The sequence below is a fragment of the Bradyrhizobium sp. Bra64 genome (genome assembly GCF_024519875.1).
Classification (GTDB): Bacteria; Pseudomonadota; Alphaproteobacteria; order Rhizobiales; family Xanthobacteraceae; genus Bradyrhizobium; species Bradyrhizobium japonicum_G.
This window is the reverse complement of record NZ_JALJRD010000004.1, coordinates 246253-268503: the sequence shown is the minus strand read 5'-3', so window position 1 is coordinate 268503 and position 22251 is coordinate 246253. Positions and strand designations below refer to the sequence as shown.

Annotated in this window: 20 protein-coding genes; 5 read left to right on the top strand and 15 right to left on the bottom strand. The window is 65.7% G+C overall.

Annotated elements, in window-relative coordinates; translation table 11 throughout:
* The first annotated feature begins 11 nt into the window (after window positions 1–11).
* Window positions 12–917, top strand: coding sequence for an alpha/beta fold hydrolase (locus NR187_RS16270; RefSeq protein WP_256807028.1), 906 nt, complete (start codon window positions 12–14; stop codon window positions 915–917).
* On the opposite strand, the gene NR187_RS16265 is transcribed toward NR187_RS16270, so the two are convergent.
* Window positions 914–1372 (bottom strand): nucleoside deaminase, encoded by a 459-nt coding sequence (locus NR187_RS16265; RefSeq protein ID WP_211382393.1) that lies wholly within the window; start codon window positions 1370–1372, stop codon window positions 914–916. The genes NR187_RS16270 and NR187_RS16265 overlap by 4 nt on opposite strands.
* Before the next feature lie 119 nt (window positions 1373–1491).
* On the opposite strand from NR187_RS16265, the gene NR187_RS16260 reads away from it, so the two are divergent.
* Both NR187_RS16260 and rsmD read left to right on the top strand, forming a co-directional pair.
* Entirely contained in the window at window positions 1492–3657 is a 2166-nt protein-coding gene (locus NR187_RS16260) for a pseudouridine synthase (RefSeq protein ID WP_256807027.1), read from the top strand.
* 2 nt (window positions 3658–3659) lie between these two features.
* Window positions 3660–4217, top strand: a complete 558-nt coding sequence (rsmD, locus tag NR187_RS16255) for a 16S rRNA (guanine(966)-N(2))-methyltransferase RsmD (protein WP_211381442.1) — start codon at window positions 3660–3662, stop codon at window positions 4215–4217.
* A gap of 1 nt (window position 4218) precedes the next feature.
* Here rsmD and mutL read toward each other — a convergent pair whose 3' ends face one another.
* Window positions 4219–6030 (bottom strand): DNA mismatch repair endonuclease MutL, encoded by a 1812-nt coding sequence (gene mutL / locus NR187_RS16250; protein WP_211381443.1) that lies wholly within the window; start codon window positions 6028–6030, stop codon window positions 4219–4221.
* 230 nt (window positions 6031–6260) lie between these two features.
* On the opposite strand from mutL, the gene NR187_RS16245 reads away from it, so the two are divergent.
* Entirely contained in the window at window positions 6261–6578 is a 318-nt protein-coding gene (locus NR187_RS16245) for a ribbon-helix-helix domain-containing protein (RefSeq protein WP_211381444.1), read from the top strand.
* A gap of 223 nt (window positions 6579–6801) precedes the next feature.
* Here NR187_RS16245 and NR187_RS16240 read toward each other — a convergent pair whose 3' ends face one another.
* The 11 genes from NR187_RS16240 to NR187_RS16190 form a co-directional block, all read right to left on the bottom strand.
* Window positions 6802–8370 carry a GMC family oxidoreductase gene (locus NR187_RS16240; RefSeq protein ID WP_256807026.1) on the bottom strand — a complete coding sequence of 523 codons (1569 nt, stop codon included), beginning with the start codon at window positions 8368–8370 and terminating at the stop codon, window positions 6802–6804.
* 30 nt (window positions 8371–8400) lie between these two features.
* Window positions 8401–8949, bottom strand: a complete 549-nt coding sequence (locus NR187_RS16235) for a gluconate 2-dehydrogenase subunit 3 family protein (protein ID WP_211381446.1) — start codon at window positions 8947–8949, stop codon at window positions 8401–8403.
* A gap of 43 nt (window positions 8950–8992) precedes the next feature.
* A complete protein-coding gene (locus NR187_RS16230; RefSeq protein ID WP_211381447.1) occupies window positions 8993–9388 on the bottom strand; it encodes a VOC family protein in 396 nt (131 codons plus the stop codon).
* A complete protein-coding gene (locus tag NR187_RS16225) occupies window positions 9389–9775 on the bottom strand; it encodes a cytochrome c family protein (RefSeq protein ID WP_211382394.1) in 387 nt (128 codons plus the stop codon).
* Between the two features lie 262 nt (window positions 9776–10037).
* Complete coding sequence (arfB, locus tag NR187_RS16220; RefSeq protein ID WP_211381448.1) at window positions 10038–10460, bottom strand: alternative ribosome rescue aminoacyl-tRNA hydrolase ArfB; 423 nt, start codon at window positions 10458–10460, stop codon at window positions 10038–10040.
* Between the two features lie 114 nt (window positions 10461–10574).
* Entirely contained in the window at window positions 10575–11966 is a 1392-nt protein-coding gene (locus NR187_RS16215) for a M16 family metallopeptidase (protein WP_372703123.1), read from the bottom strand.
* The gene (locus tag NR187_RS16210; protein WP_372703122.1) at window positions 11963–13357 is read right to left on the bottom strand and encodes a M16 family metallopeptidase; all 1395 of its coding nucleotides are present in this window, start codon (window positions 13355–13357) and stop codon (window positions 11963–11965) included. Before NR187_RS16210 ends, NR187_RS16215 begins: the two co-directional genes overlap by 4 nt.
* A 177-nt stretch (window positions 13358–13534) precedes the next feature.
* Window positions 13535–14260 (bottom strand): hypothetical protein, encoded by a 726-nt coding sequence (locus NR187_RS16205; RefSeq protein ID WP_211381450.1) that lies wholly within the window; start codon window positions 14258–14260, stop codon window positions 13535–13537.
* Between the two features lie 96 nt (window positions 14261–14356).
* The gene (lspA, locus tag NR187_RS16200; protein WP_211381451.1) at window positions 14357–14851 is read right to left on the bottom strand and encodes a signal peptidase II; all 495 of its coding nucleotides are present in this window, start codon (window positions 14849–14851) and stop codon (window positions 14357–14359) included.
* 7 nt (window positions 14852–14858) lie between these two features.
* Entirely contained in the window at window positions 14859–17858 is a 3000-nt protein-coding gene (gene ileS, locus NR187_RS16195; protein ID WP_211381452.1) for an isoleucine--tRNA ligase, read from the bottom strand.
* A 202-nt stretch (window positions 17859–18060) separates the two neighbouring features.
* Complete coding sequence (locus tag NR187_RS16190; protein WP_256807025.1) at window positions 18061–19032, bottom strand: bifunctional riboflavin kinase/FAD synthetase; 972 nt, start codon at window positions 19030–19032, stop codon at window positions 18061–18063.
* Window positions 19033–19261: 229 nt separating this feature from the next.
* Between NR187_RS16190 and NR187_RS16185 the strand changes: the two genes are divergently transcribed.
* Window positions 19262–19657 carry a response regulator gene (locus NR187_RS16185; RefSeq protein WP_007596883.1) on the top strand — a complete coding sequence of 132 codons (396 nt, stop codon included), beginning with the start codon at window positions 19262–19264 and terminating at the stop codon, window positions 19655–19657.
* A gap of 119 nt (window positions 19658–19776) precedes the next feature.
* On the opposite strand, the gene NR187_RS16180 is transcribed toward NR187_RS16185, so the two are convergent.
* Together NR187_RS16180 and NR187_RS16175 are read right to left on the bottom strand one after the other, a co-directional pair.
* Window positions 19777–20631 (bottom strand): TIGR01459 family HAD-type hydrolase, encoded by an 855-nt coding sequence (locus NR187_RS16180; protein ID WP_211381454.1) that lies wholly within the window; start codon window positions 20629–20631, stop codon window positions 19777–19779.
* Window positions 20632–20646: 15 nt separating this feature from the next.
* Complete coding sequence (locus NR187_RS16175; RefSeq protein WP_211381455.1) at window positions 20647–22125, bottom strand: EAL domain-containing protein; 1479 nt, start codon at window positions 22123–22125, stop codon at window positions 20647–20649.
* Window positions 22126–22251 lie beyond the last annotated feature (126 nt).

Sequence of the window (22251 nt, the reverse complement as noted above, 5' to 3'; positions counted from 1 at the left end):
GATGCAAAAAGATGTCCGATCTCGCCGACCTCTATCCGGGTTTCGCCTCCGAATGGATCAACACCTCCTTCGGCCGCATCTTCGCCCGCGTCGGCGGCAGCGGGCCGCCGCTGCTGCTCCTGCACGGCTTCTCCGAGACCAACGTGATGTGGCACCGCGTGGCGCCGCAGCTTGCCGACGCCTTCACGCTGATCATCGCCGACCTGCCGGGCTATGGCTGGTCCGACATGCCCGAGAGCGACGCGCTGCATATCCCCTACAGCAAGCGCGCGATGGCCAAAGCCATGGTCGAGGCGATGGAGCGCCTCGGCCACGTGCACTTCGCGCTGGCCGGCCACGACCGCGGCGGCCGCGTCTCCTACCGCCTCGCGCTCGACCATCCCGGCCGGCTGTCGCGCCTTGCCGTGCTCGATATCCTGCCGACCTATAATTACTGGGAGCGGATGAACCGCGCCTATGCGCTGAAGATCTATCACTGGACCTTCCTCGCCCAGCCCGCGCCGCTGCCGGAGACGCTGATCTCGAGCAATGGCGAGTTCTTCCTGCGCTTCAAGATGGCGAGCCAGACCGGATCGAAGACGCTGGACGCCATCGACGAGCGCGCGCTGGAGCATTACATCGCCCCGTTCCGCGATCCCGCCCGCGTGCACGCGATGTGCGAGGACTACCGCGCCGGTGCCTATTTCGACTACGACCTCGACAAGGCCGATTTCGAAGCCGGCAAGAAGATCACCATTCCGATGCTGGCACTGTGGGGCAATGCCGGCATTGCCCAGGCCGCCGCCACCCCGCTCGACATCTGGAAGCAATGGGCCACGAACGTGGAGGGCATGCCGGTGGATTCGGGGCACTTCCTGACCGAGGAGAACCCGGACGTCACCGCAAGGGCGCTCCGCGAGTTTTTCGCGGCGACTTAGCGCCGCTCCCGAAAGAAGTCCTTGAGCAGCCGCGCCGCCTCGCTCTCGCCGACCCCGGAATAGACGTCCGGCGCGTGGTGGCAGGTTGAGGATGCAAAGAACCGCACGCCGGACTCGACCGCGCCGCCCTTGGGGTCGGCCGCGCCGTAATAGAGCCGCCTGACCCTTGCAAAGGAGATCGCGCCCGCACACATGGTGCAGGGCTCCAGCGTCACGTAGAGGTCGCAGTCCACCAGGCGCTCGCTGCCGATCTTTTGGGCCGCCTCGCGCAGCGCGACAATTTCGGCATGGGCGGTCGGATCGTAATCGGTCAGAGTCCGGTTCGCCGCGGTGGCAATCACCTCGTAATTGCGGACCACCACGCACCCGATCGGAACTTCGCCCGCCTTTCCGGCATTTTCGGCCGTTTTGAGCGCCAAATCCATGAAAGAGGGGGCTTTCAAGCCTCGTATCATCCGAAGAAACCTGCTAGTAGCTGCGCCTTCAGCAGAAGTGCTTACCGATATTGCCTGAGCATGCGGCTCGAGACGAGCGCGCACAATGCTTTCTGGCCACCCCCTGAGTGAGATTATCCATGCCTCGCGACAGCGACAAAGACAACGATTCCCGCGGCCGGCGAGGCCCGGCCAAAGGTCGCCCGGCCGGAGGCCCGCCCAAGGGCCGGTCCGGCAAGCCGCGCGGCCCCGAGAAGAAATTCGCCAAGCGCGGCCCCGAGGGCAGGGGCGACGCGCGCCCGCCGCGTGGCGACCGCGACAGCCGCGCGCCCCGCGAGGGTCAACCGGTCCGCCGCCGCGAGGAGGGCGATGCCCCGCGCCGCGACTTCAGCGAGCGTCCGAAGTTCAAGCGCGACGACCGGCCGCGCGGCGAGGACCGTGGCGAGCGCAGTTTCAAGCCCCGTGGCGACCGCCCGTTTTCCGATCGCAGCTCACGCGATGGCGGCGACAAGCGGCCGTTCAAGCCACGTGGCGATCGGCCGTCCTATGGGCGTGACGACCGTCCGCCGCGCAGCCGGGATCGCGACGATTCCCGTCCCGCGGGCCGGTTCGGTGACAAGAAGTTCGGCGACAAGCGGCCCTACGCACCGCGTGGCGACCGCCCGGAACGCAAGTTCGACGGCGAGCGGAAGTTCTCGCGGGGCGCACCCGACCGCAGCGACCGCCCGCGCGACTTCGGTGACCGTCCGCGCGATCGCGGCGAGCGCAGCGATTCAAAACCTTGGCAGAAGCGCGATGCGGCGCCGCGTGGCGACCGGCCGCCGCGCAAGGATTTCAGCAAGGGCCCGCGCAAGGATTTCGGCGGTCCAGATCGCAGTGGAGACAAGCCCTGGCAGAAGCGCGACGATCGGCAAGGTGGTGGCGGTGACCGTCCGCACTTCTCGCGGTCGCGCGACGATCGTGCGTCCGGCGACCGTCCGTTCCGCGATCGGCCCAAATTCGACCGGCCCAAGTTCGACCGGCCCAAGTTCGATCGCCCGCGCGACGACCGCCCCAAATTCGATCGGCCCCGCCGTGACGGCGACGGCGACCGTGGTGGGCGTGGCGACGACCGTCCGAAATTCAATCGCCCGCGCGAGCGCTCGGAAGGCCGCTCCGACTGGCACGAGCATCCGCGCAGCGAAGGCGGGTTTGGCGATCGTCCGCGCCGCGAAAACGAAGATGAGAGCAGGATCTTCGAGAAGCGTCCCGCCTTCGGCGGCCGCGGCGCCTATCGCAGCCGCGATCGTGACTTTGAGGGAAGGCCGCGTCGGGAAGAAGAGCCGAAGCCGAAGAAAGCCGGCGAACGCATCGCAAAAGTGCTGTCGCGTGCGGGCCTCGCCTCGCGCCGCGATGCCGAGGAGATGGTCACGCAGGGCCGCGTCAGCGTCAACGGCCGCGTCATCAACTCGCCCGCACTCGACATCACCTCGAACGATGTCGTCACCGTCGACGGCAAGCCGTTGCCGGAGCGCGAGCGCACGCGGCTGTTCCTGTATCACAAGCCGCGCGGCCTGATGACGACACATGACGACCCCGAGGGCCGTCCGACCGTGTTCGACAATCTGCCCGAAGGCCTGCCGCGGCTGATCTCGATCGGCCGGCTCGACTTCAACACCGAGGGCCTGCTGCTGCTCACCAATGATGGCGGGCTCGCGCGCACGCTGGAGCTGCCGGACACCGGCTGGCTGCGGCGCTACCGCGTCCGCGCCCATGGCGACGTCACCCAGGCCCAGCTCGACGAGCTCAAGAACGGCATCGAGGTCGAGGGCGTCAAATACGGTCCGATCGACGCCACGCTGGAGCGTGACCAGGGCGCCAATGTCTGGCTGGTGTTCGCGATCCGTGAAGGCAAGAACCGCGAGGTGCGTAACGTCTGCGCCCATCTCGGGCTCGAGGTGAACCGGCTGATCCGCGTGTCCTACGGCCCGTTCCAGCTCGGCGAAGTCCCCGAAGGCGAGGTCGAGGAGATCAAGTCGCGCGTGCTGCGCGACCAGCTCGGCGACAAGGTGATCGAGAAGTCCGGCGCGCAGTTCGACGTGCCGCAGAAATCTTCTTCGCAAGACGGCGAAATGCCGCGCGAGAAGAAGCCCGCCAGCAAGCGCGACGTGATCGCCGACCGCAAGGGCCGCCGCGTGCTGGTGCAGCGCACCGGCAGCGAGGAGGCGCGCGAGCGCAATGAGGCCGAGGCGAGCGGCTACGGCCCGCCGCGCCGTCCCAAGCGCGGTTATCACGGCAAGCGCGACCTGACGCCGCGGGAGGACTAGGCTTGCGCGTCGTCGGCGGTCGCTTGAAGGGGCGCAATTTGGCCTCACCGTCCTCGCGCGACATCCGCCCCACGGCGGACCGCTTGCGCGAGTCCGTGTTCAACATCCTCGTGCACGCCTATGACGATCCGATTTCGGACGCGCGCGTACTCGATCTCTTCGCCGGTACCGGCGCGCTCGGAATCGAGGCGTCGTCACGCGGTGCAAAGTTCACGCTGTTCGTCGACAACGGCGCGGAAGCGCGCGCGCTGCTGCGCAACAATGTCGAGACGCTCGGCCTCGGCGGCGTCACCAAGGTCTATCGCCGTGATGCCACCGATCTCGGCCCTGCGCATCCGGTCGAGCCGTTCTCGCTGGTGTTCCTCGATCCGCCCTATGGCAAAGGCTTTGCGGAGAAGGCGCTGGCAAGCTTGCGGGACGGCGGCTGGCTCACGCCCGGTGCGCTGCTGGTCGTGGAAGAGGCGAAGTCCGCGCAGTTCGTGACGCCGGAAGGTTTTGAGGAGCTGGAGCGGCGGGCGTACGACGACACCGAGTTCGTGTTTTTGAAACGCAGCGCGTAAATCACCTTCGCCCGAACAGCTTCTCGACATCCGACAGCTTCAGCTCGACATAAGTCGGCCGGCCGTGATTGCACTGGCCGGAGTTTGGCGTCTCCTCCATCTCGCGGAGCAGGGCGTTCATCTCCTCCGGCCGCAGCCGGCGGCCGGCGCGCACCGAGCCGTGGCAGGCCATTGTCGCAGCGACGTGCATCAGGCGACGTTCAAGAGGAAGGGCTTCGTCCCACTCGGCCATGTGTTCGGAAAGATCGCGCAAGAGCCCGCCCGCGTTGGTCTTGCCGAGCAGCGACGGCGTCTCGCGCACCGCGACCGCGCCCGGGCCGAAGGATTCGATCGCGAGGCCGAACGATGCCAGCTCCTCGCTGCGCTCCAGCAGGCGCTCGACCGTGGCCTCGTCCATCTCGACGATCTCGGGGATCAGGAGGATCTGCCGCTGCACGCCGTTGGCGGCGAGCGACGCCTTCAGCCGTTCATAGACGATGCGCTCATGCGCGGCATGCTGGTCGACGATGATCAGGCCGTCGCGGGTCTGCGAGACGATGTAGGTCTCGTGGATCTGGGTGCGCGCCGCACCGAGCGGGCGATCGACCAGGTCGCTGACGGGCTGCGTTTCGAACCGGACGTCTGCGCTCGGCGCGCCGACGTCGAATGCGGCCTGTGACCGCTCGGCGAAGGCGGGCGCGGCGGAGCGGTCGAATGACGGCGTCGGCGCGACCGGGGCGGATGGCGAGGCCCGCCAGTCCCAGCTCGCCGGCCGTGGCGTGAATGCAGGCCGGAACGAGGACAATGCGCTGTCGCCGCTATTGGCGGCGGTGCGCCGGCCCTCGCGCGCGAGCCCTTCCTTCAATCCGTGCACGATCAGCGCGCGCACGAGGCCGGCATTGCGGAAGCGCACCTCGGTCTTGGCCGGATGCACGTTGGCGTCGACCTCGCGCGGGTCGAGCGTGACGAACAGCGCCACCACCGGATGGCGGTCGCGCGGCAGATAGTCGGAATAGGCCGCGCGTACCGCCCCTAAGATCAGCTTGTCGCGCACCGGACGGCCGTTGACGAAGAGGTATTGCCCGAGTGCGTTGGCTTTCGTCAGCGCCGGCGCCGCGGCATAGCCGGCGACCACCACGCCCTCGCGCTCGGCGTGTACCTCGATGGCGTGGCTGCGAAACTCCGCGCCCAGGATATCGCCGAGCCGCGTCAGCCGTCCGGCGGCGCCGGGCAGGGCCGCAGCCCAGGTCACCGGCGCTCGCTCTTCGCCGGCAAGCGTAAAGGCGACGTCTGGCCGCGCCATCGCCAGCCGCCGCACCACCTCGCGGATAGCCTCCGCCTCGGTGCGGTCGGTCTTCAGAAACTTCAGCCGCGCCGGCGTCGCATAGAAGAGGTCGCTGACCTCCACCCGCGTGCCATGCGCCAGCGCAGCCGGCATGATCTCGGACTTGTCGCCGCCCTCGACGGTCAGCGCCCAGGCATGCGGCTCGCTCGCATGCCGTGTGGTGATGGAGAGACGAGCCACCGAGCCGATCGAGGGCAGCGCCTCGCCGCGGAATCCGAGCGTGCGAATCTGGAGCAGGTCCTCGTCGTCGAGCTTGGAGGTCGCATGGCGCTCGACCGCGAGTGCGAGATCTTTTGCGGTCATACCGCCGCCGTCATCGGTGATGCCGATCCGCCGCCGGCCGCCGCCGTCGGTGAAGACGTCGATCCGGCTCGCGCCGGCATCGATCGCGTTCTCGACGAGTTCCTTGACCACACTCGCCGGACGCTCGACCACCTCGCCGGCGGCGATGCGGTTGACGATTTGCTCTGGAAGCTGGCGGACGGGCATGGTCTGGTTCTTGGATTCGCTGGACGCGCTATTCTATGCCGTGTTGCGTCAAAAGCATGTGCCAAGCAACAGGCAACCTGGTCCGCTGGGGAGTGTTGTGGACGATTGCGCTGAAGCCATTGGACGTTCGAGCAAATCGCGTCGGCCGCCCTCCTCCCTCAGTCCTGATTGTGGGGCGCCGGGCAGCGGTGTAGCATCGTGAAAAAATGGCAACAGGACGGGAGGACGCCATGTGCCATCTCTTCGCGCACCAGCCCCAACGTGACTACGAGTCCCAGACCCGTTCCTTGCGGATCGGCGGGCACTGCACCTCCATCCGGCTGGAAATGGCGTTCTGGGATACGCTGGAGGAGATCGCGGCCAAGGAGAACATGAGCGTCGGGAAATTCCTCACGACGCTCTACAACGAGGTGCTCGACCATCACGGCGAGGTCAATAATTTCGCCTCGCTGCTGCGATGCTCCTGCCTGATCTATCGATCTCGGAGCGTGGCACCGGTGCAGGAGTTCAAGGGAACAGTCGCGCCTATGCTCGACGCGGCCGAATAGCGGCTACAGCGAGAGCCGGCACCCGCAATTCCAACGTCGTCCTGTCGAACGTGCTCGGCCTGCATGGTTCGAGACGCCCGCTTTGGCGGGCTCCTCACCATGAGGGTCTGATATCTCGCCGCAAAACCAGACCTCATCCTGAGGGCCCGCCGGAGCGGGCGTCTCGATGGATGGCCACGGGCGAACTTCCTGCCAAGTTCTTCCATGCGAGGACTGCGAGAGATCAAATCTCCTTCTTCTGCATCGCGCCGGCGATGTAATCCGCCTGCCGGATCGCCAGCGCGACGATCGTCAGCGTCGGGTTGCAGGCCGCGCCGCTGGTGAACTGGCTGCCGTCGGAGACGAACAAATTCTTGACGTCGTGGCTCTGCCCGTACTTGTTGACCACGCCGTCGCGCGGCTTCTCGCTCATCCGGTTGGTGCCGAGATTGTGGGTGCTCGGATAGGGCGGCGTCGGATAGGTCACGGTGGCGCCGACGGCGTCATAGACGGCGGCGCCCTGCTTGTAGGCGTGCGCGCGCATCGCGAGGTCGTTGGGATGGTCGTCGAAATGCACGCTTGCCACCGGCTGGCCGAACTTGTCCTTTACGACCGGGTCGAGCGTGATGCGGTTGGTCTCCTGCGGCATGTCCTCGCCCACCAGCCACATGCCGGCCATCCGTGGATAACCATCAAGCGCTGCGGTGAACGGACGTCCCCAGGCGCCGGGATTGAGGAACGCCGCCATGAAGGGCAGGCCGATCGAGAGCGTCTCCATCTCGTAGCCGCCAACGAAGCCGCGCTTCGGGTTGTTGGCCGCCTCGTCGCGGATGATCCCGGCCATGGTGGTGCCGCGATACATGTGCACCGACTTCTCGAATACGGCATAGACGCTGCCGGTCATGTGCCGCATGTAGTTGCGGCCGACCTGGCCCGATGAATTGCCAAGGCCGTCGGGGAACATGGTCGAGGCACTGTTGAGCAGCAGCCGCGGGCTTTCGATCGAATTGCCAGCCACCGCGACGATGCGCGCCTTCTGGCGTTGCATCGCGCCGCTCTCGTCGGCATAGACCACGCCGGTGACCTTGCCGCTCGCATCATGCTCGATCTTGACCGCCATGCTGCCGGGGCGAACCTCGAGATTGCCGGTCGCCTCCCCCTTGGGGATCTCGGTGTAGAGCGTCGACCATTTCGCGCCGGATTTGCAGCCCTGGAAGCAGAAGCCGATCTGCTGGCAGGCGCCGCGACCGTCGCGCGGCTGGCTGTTGATCGCCATGTTGCCGGTGTGCACGGTCTTGTAGCCGAGCTTCTTGGCGCCGGCTTCGAGCACCTTGAAGTTATTGTTGCCGGGAAGTCCGGGAATGCCGTTGGTGCGGGTCACGCCCATCTTGTTCTCGGCCTTGGCGTACCACGGCTCGATCTCCGCAAGCGTCACCGGCCAGTCCAGGAGGTTGGCGCCGGGGAGATTGCCGTAGGTGCTCTTGACCCTGAACTCGTGCTCGTCGAAGCGCAGCGAGGCTCCGGCCCAATGGGTCGTGGAGCCGCCAACCGCCTTGACGATCCAGGCGGGGAGGCCCGAGAAGTCCTTGGCGACGCGCCATGTTCCCGACGTGGTGCGCGCGTCGGTCCAGGCGAGTTGCGAGAAGCTCTCCCACTCGTCGTTGACGAAGTCCTGGTTCTCGATGCGGGGACCTGCTTCGAGAATGACGACCTTGACGCCCTTCTGCGCGAACTCGTTGCCCAGCGTGCCGCCGCCGGCGCCGGAGCCGACGATCACCACAACGCTGGAATCGTTCAGATCGAATTTTGGCATCTGCGTTCTCCTGAACCGTTGGGGTGGGCTTTAAGCCTTCGGCAGCCAGTCGATGTCGGCGAAGCCGCGATTGATGTAGCCGCCGTGCTCGGCGGAGGAGCCTTCGTATCCGAACCGCGGCCAGACCTCTTTCTGGTTGTAGAGCGACACGATCAGGTCGCCTCGCACCTTCTGGAAGAAGTCGCTCTGCTCGATCTCCTTCAGGAGCACCACGCGGTCGGCTTCCCAGGGCACCTCGGCGTAAGCCACCTTGTGGCGATCCCGCGCGTTCTGATCGAGCCGCGTGATGCCGTCGCTGATCAGCGACTTGACGGCGGAATCCTTGGCCGCCTTGCCATCCCACGGCTTGATCGCGGTGATGTAGTAGCTGTCGCCGAGGACGTCGTGCGGATAGATGTCGCGCGCGACCTTCAGCAGCGTTTTCATCGTCGCGGGAGAGAGCGTGCTGGCCTCATCGGCCCAGGCACCCTCGATGCTGACGGCGACGCTGGTCGCAACGGCCGCGACCGGCACGGCGGTTGCGGCGCCCTTGAGAAAGACGCGGCGGCTATGCTTGCTTCGACGATCGACTTCTCTCATGGGTTCCTCCGTGGATTTTTGTGATTTGGATTTTTTGATTTGGTTAGTTGAAGCGTCCGCCCCGCTGGATCACTTCGATCTTGTAGCCATCGGGATCACTGACGAAGAAGAAGCGCGCCAGCGTTTTGCCGTCGTGCTTGAAGTCACGCAGCGGCCCCGGTGCGAGCTTCTCGCGCTCGAAACGGACATGCTCGGCCTCGAGGTCCTCGACCACCACGGCGAGATGGCCGTAGCCGTCGCCGAGCGCGTACGCTTCCTTGCGATCGAAATTGACCGTCAGCTCGACTTCGAAAGGTGAGGAGGGATGACGCAGATAGATGAGGGCAAAGTCCGCGAATTTCAGATGGTCCGCGACCTCGAGGCCAAAGGCGCGTCTGTAGAAATCGAGCGAGCGTTCCTCATCCAGCACGCGGATCATGGAATGGACGGGCTTGGCCATTCAATTCAGCTCCTTGAGGTAGGCGATGATGGCTGAGCGCGTCTCCGGTTTTGCCTGCCGATAGGCCATGACCACGCCGGGAATGACGGCCTGCGGATTGGCCAGCCAGGCGTCGAGCTTCGCCTCGTCCCAGGCGAAGTCAGCTTTGGCGAGGCCATCTGAATAATGAAAACCTTCGACCTTTCCGGCGGGCCGGCCGACGATCTTCACCAGCGGCGGGCCCTGCCGTACCGGTTCTGACAGGTTCGTGGTGTGGCACACCGCGCATTGCTGCTTGAACAGTGTCGCGCCATCGGGCGGCTTTGCGGCCGGCAAGGGCATTTGCGCGTCGGCAACCCGCACAATCAGCACCATCGCGGTGCACAATCCCAGCACGACTGCACGCATCGCCAAGAGCTCGCCCATCCACGTCAAATTCAGCATGCGCAAACTCTAGGCGCCGCCAAACATGCGGTGGTAGTAGCGGGCTATTTTGCTGCAAGCGGAGATACTCGCGGGTCATGACGTTCCGCGCTGCCGCATATGCGGAGCACAATTCCGCGAAACCGCCTCGAAATCCCTAAGCGATGACCACACGAGGCGGATTGCATCGCAATCGCGCCGTTCGATCGCTCTACACGATGAAGTTTCGTGGTCAGCGTCCGGTCGATCAGTCGTCGAAACCGCGGCCGCCGCCGCGTCCGGCCTTGATGTCGCTGCGGCGCTTCTTGCCCTCGAGGCGGCGCTGCTTGGAGCCAAACGTCGGCTTTGTCGCACGCCGCGGCGTCGGGCGTATCATCGCCTCGCTCAGGATATCGACGAGCCGGTCAATGGCGTCCTGGCGATTGCGCTCCTGGGTACGGAAGCGCTGGGCGTGGATCACGATGACGCCGTCCTTGGTCATGCGCTGGCCGGCAATGCGGGCGAGCCGGATCGCGGCGTCCTCCGGAAGGGTCAACTTGCGCGTGTCGAAGCGCAATTGAGCCGAGGTCGCGACCTTGTTGACGTTCTGCCCGCCCGGGCCGGAAGCGCGGACGAAGCCGATCTCGATGTCGTCCTCGTCGATAACGAGATCGCGGGATATCCGCAGCATGGTGGCACCATTCGTGATGCCCGGACATATCCCGGACGTCTACATTGGGCAATGGTGCACCGTGGAAATGCAAATGGCCGGGCGAGCCCGGCCATTTCAGGACATTTCAGGGCGTCAGTTCGACTTCGTGGCCGGCGCCGCGGCCGGTTGCGCGGCGGCCTGCGGGGCGCGGCCGACGACGACGGTCAGGAGGCCCTGGCCCCAGAGGCGCCTCGCGGCCGCCTTGGCGTCATCAAGGGTCACCGCGTCGACGATGCCGTTGCGCTTCTCGATATAGTCGATCGGCAGTTTGTCCTGCTGGTACTGCAGCAGCGCCTGCGCGAGCTTGGAGGAGCTATCGAGCGCCAACATCTGCGAGCCCTTGAGATAGGACTTGGCCTCGTCAAGCTCCTTCTGCGTCGGTCCCTCCTCGGCAATTCGGCGCACTTCCTTCTCGATGGCGTCGATGGTGTCGCCGGCGCGGTCGGCGCGCGTGCCGGTATTGCCGATGAAGAGCGCCGAATGCTCCATCCAGAGCAGGGATTCGAACACCGAATAGGCCAGGCCGCGCTTCTCGCGGACCTCGCGATAGAGCCGGGAGGACAGTCCCCCGCCGCCGAGGATGTGGTTGACCACATAGGCCGCCATGAAGGTCGGATCGCTGCGCTTCACGCCAGGGCCGCCGAAGGTGATGACGGTCTGCGGCACGTCGAGCGGCACGAAGGCGCGTTGCGGCGGCTTGGCCGCCTCGATGTCGGGGACCGGCGCGAGACGAGCCTTGGCGGGCAGGCTCCCAAACGTGTGGTCGAGCAGCTTGCCGAGCGTGGCCGGATCGACGTCGCCGACGACCGCGATCTTCAGCGTGTCCTTGGCAAGCACGCGGCCGACATAATCCTTCATGTCGGCGACCGTGATGGTCGGAACGCTGTCGAGGTTGCCGTTGGTCTGCCGGCCGTAGGGATGATCGCCGAAGGCGATTTCCAGGAACTTGCGGCTCGCCAGCGAGGTCGGGTTGGTGGTCTCGCGGCGCAGGCTCGAGATGACTTGAGAGCGGATGCGTTCGACATCGGCAATGTCGAAATGCGGCGAGGTCAGCGCACTCCTGAGCAGGTCGAAGGCTTCGTCCTTGTTGTCGCGCAGCATGCGCAGACTGCCGCGGAACGTGTCGCGGGTGGCGCTGAAGGACAGCTCAATGGCGCGGCGGTCGAGCCGCTCATGAAAGGTTTTGGAATCCAGATCGCCGGAGCCTTCGTCGAGGAGGTCGCCGACCAGATTGGCGACGCCCGACTTGTCCTTGGGATCCTGGGCCGAGCCGCCGGCAAAGGAATATTCCATGGCGATCAGCGGCACGGTCGCGTCCTGCACGAACCAGGCTTCGATGCCGCCCGGCGAGGTCAGGTGCTGGATCTTTGCAGCCGCCTGCGACGGCGCGACGGTCGCGAGCGCAAGGACTGCGCCGGTAACGAAGGACAGCGCGAAGTGTCTCGTGCATAGGAAGTGTCTTGCGCGAAGGAAGAAATAGGTCACGAACGCTTCTCCTCGCGCTTGGTGGTCGCGGTGTCCTTGATCAAATAGCCCGTCACCGAGCGCTTCTTCTCGAGCCATTTCTGCGCGACGGTGCGAACCTGCTCGGCGGTGACGGCGCGGATGCGGTCGGGCCAGCTCCTGATGTCCTCGATCGACAGTCCCGTGGACAGCGCGCCGCCATACCAGCGCGCCAGCACCGCCTGGTTGTCCTGGGCGTAGATCGCCTCCGCGATGAGCTGGGTCTTCACGCGCTCCAGATCCTCGGCGCGGATCGGTTTCTGCGCGATGTCGGCGATGACGCCGTCGATCACCTGCTCGACCTCGGCAAAGCTGACACCGGATTTCGGCGAGGCGGAGATCGCGAACTGGGTCGGATCGAGCGATGTACTCGAATAGCTGGCGCTGGCGGAGACCGCCAGCGGCTTGTCGACCACGAGCGCGCGGTAGAGATAGGAATTGCTGCCGCTGCCCATCAGCTGCGCCAGCACGTCGAGGGCCGCGCTCTCGCCGGCCGCGGCCGTCGTCGCGGAGGGCACCAGGTAGTAGCGGCGCAAGCCTGGCTGCTCGACGCGCGGGTCGGACAATGTGACGGTGCGCGGTGCGGCCGGCTCCGGCTCCTGTGGCCGAACACGCCGCGCCGGGATCGCGGGCTGGGCCGGGATCCCGCCGAAATTGCGCTCGACCAGCGGGCGGACGTCGGCGGCCTCGACGTCGCCAGCGATCACCAGGATCGCATTGTTCGGCGCGTAGAAGCGGCGGTAGAAGGCGAGCGCATCCTCGCGATCGAGCTTCTCGATCTCCTGGTGCCAGCCGATCACTGGCCGGCCGTAGGGATGATTGAGATAGAGCGCGGCCATGATCTGCTCGTTGAGCCGCGCGTCCGGATTGTTGGCGACGCGCATGTTGTATTCTTCAAGCACGACGTCGCGCTCGGGCAGCACGTTCTCGTCCTTGAGGATCAGGCCGGTCATGCGATCGGCCTCGAACTCCATCATGGTCGGCAACTGCTCGCGCGGCACGCGCTGGTAATAGTTGGTGTAGTCGACCGAGGTCGAGGCGTTCTCGTTGCCGCCGACGCGGAGCACGGTCTGCGAAAACTCGCCGACGGGATGCTTCGAGGTGCCCTTGAACATCAGGTGCTCGAGGAAGTGGGCGAGCCCGGACTTGCCCGGCGTCTCGTCTGCCGAGCCGACCTTGTACCAGATCATCTCCGTGACCACGGGCGTGCGGTGATCCGGAATCACCACCACCTGCAGGCCGTTGCCGAGCGTGAAGCTGGCGGGCGGAGCCGATGTCACCGTGGTCTGGGCGAGGGCGGCGCCGGCTGAGAGGACGCTCGTCGAAAGCAGCGCGGCAAGGAAGCAGACCGCCGATCGGTGAGAGGACATCATGATCCTTTTGAAAGACCGAGCGCGGATGTCCGGCCCGGAGCCACACTATGGTACACTGCGCGGCTGAGGCTTCGCGTCACGAAGCAGAGAACGCCATCAATTCGAGAGCAATCAGGGACCGCATGAGAGAGCCGGCGGCAGCTCCGCTCATGCCGAAATGTCGCGGCACGGCGGGAGCTATTTCTCCTTCTCCTTGCCAGATTGGACGTCGAAGTAAGTTCGCTTCGAATTATCCGGCCCGGAGCCGTAGGCATAGTTGGGCGACGGCGTCTGATATCCCGCCGGCGGTTCCACCAGCGATTGGCGCGGCGGCTCCGACGTGAACTGCTTGGACTCGGGGTCGCTCCCTTTGAAGAGCTTCCACAGGCCGCCAGTGTATCCGAGCTGGGCGGGGCTGAGCGTCGGGTTATTGGTGCTGTTGCCGGGCTGGAGCGGTTCGTTGCTTTGGCGGGACGGCCCGGCCGTCCTGGCGGCGTTCATCTCGCTTGGCGAGAGCGGTCGGCCTGCCTGCCAGCTCTCCGTCGCCTTGGGTGCTTTCTTCCGCGCGGCGATGGCTTCCTTGCGGCGCCTCTCGTCGGGATCCTTCGGCCAGTTCGGCGCAACGTTGGCCTCGGTCGCAGCCGGCGGCGGCAGGTCGAGCTTGGGCGGCACGACCAGCGGCGAGCGCTCGCGGTACTCGATGCCGGGCTTCTCCATGCTCCTGCCGCCGAGGCCGGACATCAGATTGTCGATGAGCTTCTCTTCGAAGGTCATGTCGTCATCGTCGTCGTCGTCACCGGCGCGGGCGGCGCCAGCGGCCATGACGAGACCGATGCCGAGCGCGACCGCGGACAGTTTCAATGCCCGCCGGCCTTCCCGCCGGGGACCTCGAACCATCGAACCGCTGGTCTTCGAGCTGCGCATCACTGTACCTGTTCCATATCGTGGCAGATTGCCGCTCACACGCCGCCAATCCTCGCAAAAAGCAAGGTTCCACCTGCCAGCCCGTATCGGCCGGGATCAGGGCGCTTTTGCGGCGGGTACCCCCAGGAAGGAATCATACAATAGCGCCGCCACCCCAGCAACGATCGCCACGTCCGCGAGGTTAAACACGTACCAATTATAGGTATTTCCGCCGATCTCGACATGGAACAGGGCGAAATCGACCACCGCGCCATAGGCCAGGCGGTCGATGCCATTGCCGATGGCACCGCCGATGATCAGGCCGAGCGCCACGGTTGCGAGCAGGGTGTGCGAACGGGCCATCCAGATCGCCAGTGCGACCACGGCGAGGACCTTGACCGCCATGAGCGCGAGCTGAGCTGCCTGGCTGTCGTTCTGGAGCCAGCCGAAACTGATGCCGATGTTCCAGGCCAGCACCAGGTCGAAGAACGGCATCACCTTCACCGCGCCGCGACGGGCGAGGTCGAAAACGTTCAGCAGCCAAAGTTTTGAGGCCTGGTCAGCCACGAGCGTGACCACGGCCGAGAGGATGCCGGCGCGGAGCGGGGTCATGCCGGGATCAGACCCTCACCCCCAACGCCTTCCATTCGCGCAGCGCCTTGGCGTCGCGCGGGGTGACGTCGGGGTATTCGGGGTCTTCGCCGACCATCGGCGAAATCTTCCAGGAGCGGGCGCATTTGGTGCCGACCGCCTTTTCCACCACGACCGCGACGCCGGGCACGGCATCGAGACGGAATGCATCGGCCGGCGCCTCGCCCTCACGCACCTCGTAATTCGAAGTGATGCAGACTTCGGCGAGATCGGTGTCGAACAGCGCCGCCAGCATGTCGCGGTCGGCGACATAGATCACCGGCGAGGCCTCGAGCGAGGAGCCGATGTTCTTGGCGGCGCGCTCGAGCTCGAGTGCGCCGGTGACGACGCGGCGGACGTTGCGGATCGCTTCCCACTTTGCGGCGAGCTTGTCGTCGCGCAAGCTTTCGAGGTTCTCCGGGAACAGCGTCAGATGCACCGAGGGCTCGGCGTTCGGCCGGAACATCCGCCACGCTTCCTCGGTCGTGAAGCTCAGGATCGGCGCGAGCCATTTCAGGAGGGTATCGCACAGGAGCTCGATCGCGGTGAGCGCCGCCTTGCGCGCCGGCGAGGACGGCGGATCGCAATACAGCGTGTCCTTGCGGATATCGAAGTAGAACGCCGACAGCTCCGAGTTCATGAAGGCCGAGAGGCTTGCGACGACGGTCTTGTAGTCGAAGGCGGCATAGGCCTTGTGAACGGTTTCGGCATGGCCGGCCAATTCGTGCAGCATCAGCCGCTCGAGCTCGGGCATCTCGGCATGGGCGACCTTCTCGCTCGCCTTGAAATGATGCAACGTTCCAAGCATCCAGCGGATCGAGTTGCGCAGCTTGCGATAGGTCTCGATGGTGTTCTTCAGGATCTCGGGGCCGATGCGCTGGTCGTCGGCATAGTCGGTGGCGCAGACCCACAGGCGCAGGATGTCCGCTCCCGAATCCTTGATCACCTTCTGCGGCTCGACGGTGTTGCCGAGCGACTTCGACATCTTGCGGCCGTTCTCGTCGAGCGTGAAGCCGTGGGTGAGCACGATGTCGTAGGGCGCGCGGCCGCGCGTGCCCGCGCTTTCCAGCAGCGAGGAATGAAACCAGCCGCGATGCTGGTCGCTGCCTTCCAGATACATCACGGTGTCGTCGCCGCCGTCGATCTTGCGGACGATGTTGCCGAGCTGCGGGAAGTTCTGCCGATCCTCCAGCACGAAGGCGTGCGTGGAGCCGGAATCGAACCAGACGTCGCAGATGTCGTCGACCTTCTTCCAGTCCTCGGCTGCGCGGGACCCGAGAAAGCGCTCGCGGGCGCCGTCCATGTACCAGGCGTCCGCGCCTTCCTCCATGAAGGCCTCGGTGATGCGCTGGTTGACGATCTCGTCTTGCAGGATCTCGGCCGAGCCGTCGCTCTTCTCGCGAACGAACACGGCGATCGGCACGCCCCAGGCGCGCTGGCGCGAGATCACCCAGTCCGGCCGGTTGGCGATCATGCCGTTGATGCGGTTCTCGCCCGCCGGCGGCACCCATTGCGTGACCGAGATCGCGCGTAGCGCGCGGGCGCGCAGGGTGTCGCCCTTCTTCGCGTGGCCATCCTCGCTGATGTCCTTGTCCATCGCGATGAACCATTGCGGCGTGTTGCGGAAGATCACCGGCTTTTTCGAGCGCCACGAATGCGGATATTGATGCTTGAGGCGGCCGCGCGCGAGCAGCTTGCCGGCCTCGATCAGCGCCTTGATCACGGCCTCGTTGGCATCGCCCTTCTCGCCCTTGTCGTTGAGCACGCGCTTGCCGGTGAAGCCCGGGGCCTGCGCGGTGTAGGTGCCGTTCTCGTCGACGGTGTAGGGGATGGCGGTCGAGATGCCGCGCGCATCGAGCTCGCGGGTGTTGGCCGTCCAGACGTCGAAGTCTTCGCGGCCGTGGCTCGGCGCCGTGTGCACGAAGCCGGTGCCGGTGTCGTCGGTGACATGCTCGCCGGCGAGCAGCGGCACGATGAACTCGTAACCGCCATCGAGGCCGCGCAAGGGATGGGCGCATTCCACGGCGTCCAGCGTGTCGCCGGGAATGTCGCGCACCTTCTCATAGGCCGTGACGCGCGCCTGCTTGAACACCTCGGCGGCGAGCGCATCGGCCAGGATCAGGAGGTCGCCGGTCTTGGCCCAATTGTCGGCGGCCGCGTCCGTCACCTTGTAGAGGCCGTAGGCGATCTTGGGCGAGAACGAGATCGCGCGGTTTCCGGGCAGCGTCCACGGTGTGGTGGTCCAGATCACGACGCTGGCGGAGGCAAGCGCGCCATGCGCGGGCGAGGTGACCGGGAATTTTACCCAGACCATGTCGGAGGTGTAGTCCTCGTACTCGACCTCGGCTTCCGCGAGCGCGGTCTTCTCGACCACGCTCCACATCACCGGCTTGGAGCCGCGATACAGCGTGCCGTTGGCGGCGAATTTCATCAGCTCGCGCGCGATCTGTGCTTCGGCCGGATAGCTCATCGTCTGATAGGGGTGATCCCAGTCGCCGATGATGCCGAGCCGCTTGAACTCCTCGCGCTGCACGTTGATCCAGTTGGTCGCATAGGCGCGGCATTCCTTGCGGAACGCCACCATTGCGGTGGAGTCGCGGAAGTCGGGCTTCTGCTTGCCCTTGGAGCGGTAGTTCTCCTCCTCGATCTTCCATTCGATCGGAAGGCCGTGGCAGTCCCAGCCGGGCACGTAATTGGAGTCGAAGCCGAGCATCTGCTGGCTCTTGGTCACGACGTCCTTGAGGATCTTGTTGAGGGCGTGCCCGATATGGATGTTGCCGTTGGCATAGGGCGGGCCGTCATGCAGCACGAATTTTGCGCGGCCCCGCGCTTCCTGGCGCAGCTTGTCGTAGAGGCCGATGTCGTTCCAGTATTTCAGCAACTCCGGCTCGCGCTGCGGCAGGCCGGCCCGCATCGGGAATTCGGTCTGCGGCAGATAAAGGGTCTTGGAATAGTCTTTGGCGTCGGACTTTTGCGGCTTTTCGGACATGAGGCTGACTGGCTCGGAAGGGCGCGGGAACGGATGGCGATGCGGAATCGCGGGGTGAAACGACAAAATCCCGGTCTTGCGCCGAGCCGAAAGCTCAGGCGGAAGCCGGGCCGCTAATCCCTATGATGCGCCGCGCAAACATGGGCTCTCCATAGCAGCCGGGCGGGGGAAGCGCAAAGGCCGACAGGCCCGCTTCGAGCCCTCAATCGATCACGCCAAGCCTCGGAAACGCGTCCGGGGCGGCCGCGAGCATGGTGCGGGCGCGGGTGGAATCGTCGTCCATCTGGCGGATCAGGGCATCCAGGCTGTCGAATTTCAGCTCCTCGCGGATGAAGCCGACAAAGGCGCAGTCGAGCGCCTGCCCGTAAAGGTCGCCCTTGAAGTCGAACAGGAAGATTTCCAGCAGCGGGGCGCCATTGTCGAAAGTCGGGCGGCGGCCGAAGCTGGCAACGCCGTCGAGGCGTTCGGTGCCGCGGCCGACCCGCACCGCATAGATGCCGTGCTTGAGGCCGCAATTGGCATCCAGCCGGATGTTGGCCGTGGGATAGCCGAGATCGCGGCCGCGCTTCTCGCCGTGGATGACCTCGCCGGTGATGAACCAGGGGCCGCCCAGCATGTTGGTGGCTTCGTCGAGTTGGCCCTCGGCGAGTGCGATCCGGATCGCACTGGAGGAGACCGGCCGCTCGTCGAAGTCGACGTGCGGCTGCACGTCGACTTCGATGCCGAGCCGGGGCGCCTCGTTGACCAGGAGGCTCGGCGAGCCGACGCGACCCTTGCCGAAATGGAAGTCGTAACCGACCGCGATGCCGCTGACGCCGAGGCGTCCGATCAGCTCATGGTGAATGAAATCTTGTGCGCTGGTCCCGGCCCTGGCCTTGTCGAAGGTCATGACCACGGCGCCGGCAAGCCCGGTGCCGGCCAGAAGCCGCAGCTTGGCCCGTTCTTCCGTCAGGCGGAATTGCGGGGTGTTAGGGCTGAAGAATCGCCGCGGGTGCGGCTCGAAGGTCAATGCCAGCGCGGGGCGGCCATGTGTCCGGCCCATCTCCAGGGCTGCAGCGATCACGGCGCGGTGGCCGAGATGAACGCCGTCGAAATTGCCCATGGCGACCACGGCGCCCCTTGCAATCGCGGAGTCCGGCGTGGTGTCGCGGATAATGGTAAAATGCGGGGCCATCAGGGGAATTCTCGAGCCGGCGGGACCGGCCGGGACCGTGGCTTGACCGGCCGGATGAAGTCAAGCGGGAGGGGGCGGCCGCCTCGAATGCGATTTCAGTCAAGCGGGGGCGCCCCCAATTAACGGGCTGTTTAACGCCTTGGTGTTAGTCCTTGGCGAGTGGAACCGCCGGGCTCCGGCTTGGCAGGTCCGATTGTAATATTCCTTGGTTTGCGTTGGGGGAGTCGAGATGGCGGTTGATTTGTCGATGTCGGTTCTGGTGGTGGACGACTACAGCACCATGATCCGGATCATCAGGAATCTCCTGAAGCAGCTTGGCTTCGAGAATATCGATGATGCCAGCGACGGTTCGGCTGCGCTGAACAAGATGCGCGGCAAGAAGTACGGTCTCGTGATTTCCGACTGGAACATGGAGCCGATGACGGGATACGACCTGCTGCGCGAAGTGCGCGCGGATCCGAACCTCGCCACCACGCCCTTCATCATGATCACGGCCGAATCGAAGACCGAGAACGTGATCGCGGCCAAGAAGGCCGGCGTGAACAACTACATCGTCAAGCCGTTCAACGCGGCGACGCTGAAGACCAAGATCGAGGCGGTCTTCCCGGACATGGCGAGCGCGTAAGGCGCGATCGAAGCCATCAGGTGAATTCGGAAGGCCCGGGCGGTTGTCCCGGGCTTTCTTTATTGGGTTTGTCGTTCCGGGATCGATGCTCACGCGACTGCGGAGTGTCGATCAGCTCACTACCATTTCAGTTCGCGCATCAGCGCCTTCGGCGGGTGGCCGAACAATTCCAGCACGGAGGCCGGGTCGAGCTGGTCGAGCCCCTCGAACTCCTCGGCATGGATGCCGCGGGTCACGAACAGGCAATCGATGCCGAACTCGCGCGCGCCGGTGAGATCGGTACGGACCGAATCGCCGATCGCCAGCACCTTTTTGCGGTCGATCTGGTGGCCCTGGCGTTCGCCGGCGAGCGCCATCGCGCGCTCGTAGATCGGCCGGTGCGGCTTGCCGTAGAAGATCACCTCGCCGCCGAGCTCGCGATAGAGCTCGGCGATCGCGCCGGCGCAATAGATCAGCCGGTCACCGCGTTCCACCACGATGTCGGGGTTGGCGCAGACCAGCGTCAGCTTGCGCTCGCGCGCCTTCAGCATCATGCCGCGATAGTCTTCCGCCGTCTCGGTCTCGTCGTCATAGAGGCCGGTGCAGACGATGTAATCGGCCTCTTCCAGCGGCGCGGTCACCGCATCGAGGCCGCGGTAGATCGAGTTGTCGCGCTCGGGACCGAGCCAGAACATCTTGCTGCCGGGATGCGCGGCGACATAGAGCCGAGTCAGGTCGCCTGACGACACGATCGCGTCGTAGGTTTCGTCGGCGACGCCGAGCTTGCGCAATTGCCGCTGCACGGAGTCGGCCGGGCGCGGCGCGTTTGTGATCAGGATCACCGTACCGCCGCGGCTGCGATAGGTGTGCAGCGCTTCGCAGGCTTCGGGGAAGGATTCGAGGCCGTTGTGAACCACGCCCCATATGTCGCTGAGCACGACGTCCACGCCGCCCACGAGCTCGCGCAGGCTTTCGGCGAAATGCAGCGTGGTCATGATGCGCGCGGCCGATCAGAGGCGGCGCGCCAGCGCGGCGTTGCCGGTGATGCGTTGTGCCGGAGGCGCGGCTGACGTCGCGCCTGGGCTTGGTGTGCCGGAGCCATTGGATCCCTGAGTGTCCTGCGCCTGGGTCGGCGCGGCCCCGCCGGTAGCAGATGCCCCCTCCGGCCGCAATGGCCGGGGCGGCGCGAACAGGAACCCCTGGCCGAACCGAACGTCATAGTCGAGCAGGTCAATCACGGCGCGCTCGCCCTCGATCCGCTCGGCGATCAGGTCGATGCCGAAGCGACCGAGCAGGTCGGAGAGGTCGGAGGGGTGGATGTCCGAGGCCGACGCCTGTTTCGGGTCGAGCAGCAGCGTCGCCGGCACCTTGATGAAGCGCACGCCGCGGTCGGCGAGCTCGCGCGGCTCGATGCGCAAATCCGTGACATGGTCGATGGAGAAACGGAAGCCGCGCTGCGCGAGCGCAGCAAGATTCTCGGTCTCGGCCGGGCCGAGATTGCGGAACGTCGATTGCTTGAATTCGAGCACCAGCGAGGGCGCCAGCGCCCGGTTGGCTTCGAGGAAGTCGAGATATTGCGCGAAGGTGGTGGAATTGCCGAGCGTGGAGGCCGCGACGTTGCAGAACACGCCGACGTCCTTGTTGCGCACCATCAGTCGCCGCAGCACCTGCACACAGCGCAGCATCACCATGTTGTCGATGCGCCCGATCAGGCCCGAGGCCTCCGCGATGCTGATGAATTCCTCGGCCGCGATCAGCTGGTCGCGCTCGTCGCGCAGGCGCGTGACCGCCTCGTAGAACCGGACCTTGCGCTGCGGCAGCGTCACCATCGGCTGGAGGAAGATGTCGATGCGGTTCTCGTCGATCGCGTTGCGCAGCGTCGCCAGCAATTGGGTCTGGTTGCGGCCATTGGCCGTCTGAACCGGATTGGCGGTCCGGCTCTGGACCGCCGGTGGGGCCGGCCGCGCCGGCGGTGCGGGCACTGGGGGAGGGGCAGCCGGCAGCTCCTCGAACGACGCAATCAGGTCGAGCGGCGCCTCCGGCTCCGGCCTCGCGACCGGGGCGGGGGCCGGCACCGGCGCGTGGCCGGCCATCAGATCCTCATGGGCCGACACGGTGGTGGCGAGCTGCCTGACCAATCCGCCGAGCTCGTTGATCTCGCCCACCACCGACTGGATGCGGTCGGAGTTGGTCGAATTGGAAGAAGCGATGCGCCCCTCGACGGCCGCAAGCCGGCGGCCGAACTCGGCCACCTGGCGGGCGAGGTCGGCGGTGCCGCGCGAGAGGTCGGCGATCTGGCCGCCGACGTCGCTGCGGTCGCGCAGCCGCATCGACACTGCATTGTAGAGGATCAGGAAGGTCAGGGCGGTCAGCGCCACGATCGCTGATTCGGTTCCGCTGATGCCCGCGACCGCGTAGAGCACAAGCCCGAGCGAGGCCGCGACCAGAACCATGCAGATGGCGATGAAGATCGTCGAAATGCGAATCATGCCGCGCGCTACGCCTCAAAGAGCTGCTGCCTCACCCCGGGAAAACACGGGCCGCTGTGCGACCCCGTCACGCCTCATGCTCCCCCAAGCGGCACGAGCCTAACATCATTGTTGATTCGAGGGGAT

What these genes read in the sequence shown, in the direction of transcription:
- NR187_RS16225 (WP_211382394.1), bottom strand. Translation starts at nt 9,775, where the DNA reads ATGCGTGCAGTCGTGCTGGGATTGTGCACCGCGATGGTGCTGATTGTG.
- NR187_RS16245 (WP_211381444.1), top strand. Translation starts at nt 6,261, where the DNA reads ATGTGCCATCTCTTCGCGCACCAGCCCCAACGTGACTACGAGTCCCAG.
- NR187_RS16235 (WP_211381446.1), bottom strand. Translation starts at nt 8,949, where the DNA reads ATGAGAGAAGTCGATCGTCGAAGCAAGCATAGCCGCCGCGTCTTTCTC.
- arfB (WP_211381448.1), bottom strand. Translation starts at nt 10,460, where the DNA reads ATGCTGCGGATATCCCGCGATCTCGTTATCGACGAGGACGACATCGAG.
- NR187_RS16190 (WP_256807025.1), bottom strand. Translation starts at nt 19,032, where the DNA reads ATGGCCCCGCATTTTACCATTATCCGCGACACCACGCCGGACTCCGCG.
- NR187_RS16230 (WP_211381447.1), bottom strand. Translation starts at nt 9,388, where the DNA reads ATGGCCAAGCCCGTCCATTCCATGATCCGCGTGCTGGATGAGGAACGC.
- NR187_RS16175 (WP_211381455.1), bottom strand. Translation starts at nt 22,125, where the DNA reads ATGATTCGCATTTCGACGATCTTCATCGCCATCTGCATGGTTCTGGTC.
- NR187_RS16185 (WP_007596883.1), top strand. Translation starts at nt 19,262, where the DNA reads ATGGCGGTTGATTTGTCGATGTCGGTTCTGGTGGTGGACGACTACAGC.
- NR187_RS16205 (WP_211381450.1), bottom strand. Translation starts at nt 14,260, where the DNA reads ATGCGCAGCTCGAAGACCAGCGGTTCGATGGTTCGAGGTCCCCGGCGG.
- NR187_RS16210 (WP_372703122.1), bottom strand. Translation starts at nt 13,357, where the DNA reads ATGATGTCCTCTCACCGATCGGCGGTCTGCTTCCTTGCCGCGCTGCTT.
- ileS (WP_211381452.1), bottom strand. Translation starts at nt 17,858, where the DNA reads ATGTCCGAAAAGCCGCAAAAGTCCGACGCCAAAGACTATTCCAAGACC.
- NR187_RS16270 (WP_256807028.1), top strand. Translation starts at nt 12, where the DNA reads ATGTCCGATCTCGCCGACCTCTATCCGGGTTTCGCCTCCGAATGGATC.
- lspA (WP_211381451.1), bottom strand. Translation starts at nt 14,851, where the DNA reads ATGACCCCGCTCCGCGCCGGCATCCTCTCGGCCGTGGTCACGCTCGTG.
- NR187_RS16265 (WP_211382393.1), bottom strand. Translation starts at nt 1,372, where the DNA reads ATGATACGAGGCTTGAAAGCCCCCTCTTTCATGGATTTGGCGCTCAAA.
- NR187_RS16260 (WP_256807027.1), top strand. Translation starts at nt 1,492, where the DNA reads ATGCCTCGCGACAGCGACAAAGACAACGATTCCCGCGGCCGGCGAGGC.
- NR187_RS16180 (WP_211381454.1), bottom strand. Translation starts at nt 20,631, where the DNA reads ATGACCACGCTGCATTTCGCCGAAAGCCTGCGCGAGCTCGTGGGCGGC.
- NR187_RS16240 (WP_256807026.1), bottom strand. Translation starts at nt 8,370, where the DNA reads ATGCCAAAATTCGATCTGAACGATTCCAGCGTTGTGGTGATCGTCGGC.
- mutL (WP_211381443.1), bottom strand. Translation starts at nt 6,030, where the DNA reads ATGCCCGTCCGCCAGCTTCCAGAGCAAATCGTCAACCGCATCGCCGCC.